This is a genomic window from Vibrio sp. 1978, assembly GCF_033344345.1.
The window spans coordinates 1-503 of the sequence record NZ_JAWPOP010001109.1; the positions used below are offsets into that span (position 1 = coordinate 1).

At 46.9% G+C, this 503-nt stretch carries 1 protein-coding gene; it reads left to right on the plus strand.

What is annotated here, in order from left to right; translation table 11 throughout:
* Nucleotides 1-68: 68 nt before the first annotated feature.
* Nucleotides 69-503 (plus strand): YchE family NAAT transporter (locus R8N49_RS30910; RefSeq protein ID WP_318190924.1); only part of this gene is annotated, 435 nt, incomplete at its 3' end.

Sequence of the window (503 nt, forward strand, 5' to 3'; positions counted from 1 at the left end):
ACCCGATAGATTGGTGTTAATTTACCCTTTCCGTTTTTCACTAATGTGAACATTTACGAGTACGCAATATGCAGACTTTAGAGCTAGCCATTTTCCTGCAGTTTTTCTTGGGGTTGGTTGCCGCCGTTAACCCTGTAGGCATCATGCCTGTTTTCGTGTCTTTAAGCGGACATATGACACCAGAAGAAAAGATCAAAACCGCGACAACAGCCAATGTGGCAGTGGCCGTGATCCTGATCATTTCCCTGCTTGCAGGTCAGTTACTGTTGGATATGTTCAGTATTTCACTGGATTCATTCCGAGTGGCAGGTGGCTTGCTGCTGTTAAGCATCGCCTTTTCGATGATGAGCGGTAAGCTCGGTGAGGATAAGCAGAACAAACAAGAAAAATCTGAGTACGTTAGCCGCGAACAGATCGGCGTTGTACCACTAGCGATGCCTCTAATGGCTGGTCCTGGTGCAATCAGCTCAACAATCGTTTATGGCGCGCGTTACCCAAGTATG